Genomic DNA, 950 nt, shown 5'->3' with positions numbered 1-950 from the left:
CAGCTGAAGAAGGAGCCTGATGGGCAACGCTCGCTCACCGATCCCGACGCGCGTTCAATGAACTCGCAAGCCAAGGGCTCGGGCCTGGTGGGCTACAACGTGCAGGCGGCGGTCGACGCCAGGCACCACCTGATCGTGGCGCATGAGGTGACCACCGCCGGCCACGACCGCGCGCAACTCAGCAAGATGGCCATGGCTGCGCGCGAGGCGATGGGCAAGACCAAGCTGCAAGCCCTTGCTGATCGCGGCTACTTCAACGGCACGGAGCTCAAGGCCTGCGAGGAGGCGGGCATCACGACCTACGTACCCAAGCCGATGACTTCCAACGCCAAGGCCGAGGGACGCTTCGACAAGAGCGACTTCATCTACTTCGCGAAGGCTGACGAGTATCAGTGCCCTGCGGGCGAACGAGCCATCTACAGGTTCACCACGTTCGAGAAGAACGGCAACAAGCTTCGCGTCTACTGGACCAGCGCTTGCCCCACGTGCCCACTCAAAGGTCAGTGCACGACCGGCGACTACCGTCGCATCCGCCGCTGGGAGCACGAAGAGGTGCTTGAGCGCGTCCAGCAACGCCTGGATCGCAAGCCTGTCGCGATGACGCTGCGAAGGTGCACCGTGGAGCACGTGTTCGGCACATTGAAGTACTGGATGGGTTCAACCCACTTCCTCACCAAGACGCTGTCGCACGTGAGCACCGAAATGAGCCTGCACGTGCTGGCTTACAACATGAAGAGGGTCATCGCGGTCCTTGGCATAACCAGGACGATGAAGGCGATGAGATTGATGGGGGCGTGAGCCTCACACGCCTCTTAAAAGGGCTCGATTCGAGCAACGCGAAGGCGCATCTGAGTGATGCGCCTACTGGATAGCGCGCTCATCGCGGCATGGTCGCACTCGAGCCATGTCCTGCATACTGGAGCGCAGACTGTTTGCACACGGCCTCGGCC

Annotated in this window: 1 protein-coding gene; it reads left to right on the top strand. The window is 61.8% G+C overall.

Annotation, left to right across the window (positions count from 1 at the left end):
- The coding region (locus EJI01_RS28395) for a transposase (protein WP_148112390.1) at positions 1-798 on the top strand (798 nt) is incomplete at its 5' end.
- Positions 799-950: the final 152 nt, after the last annotated feature.

Origin of the sequence: Variovorax sp. MHTC-1 (genome assembly GCF_003984645.1) — a bacterium.
In the GTDB taxonomy this organism is placed as follows: domain Bacteria; phylum Pseudomonadota; class Gammaproteobacteria; order Burkholderiales; family Burkholderiaceae_C; genus Variovorax.
The sequence above is the reverse complement of the archived record's forward strand: the minus strand, read 5'-3'. Positions and strand labels throughout refer to the sequence as shown.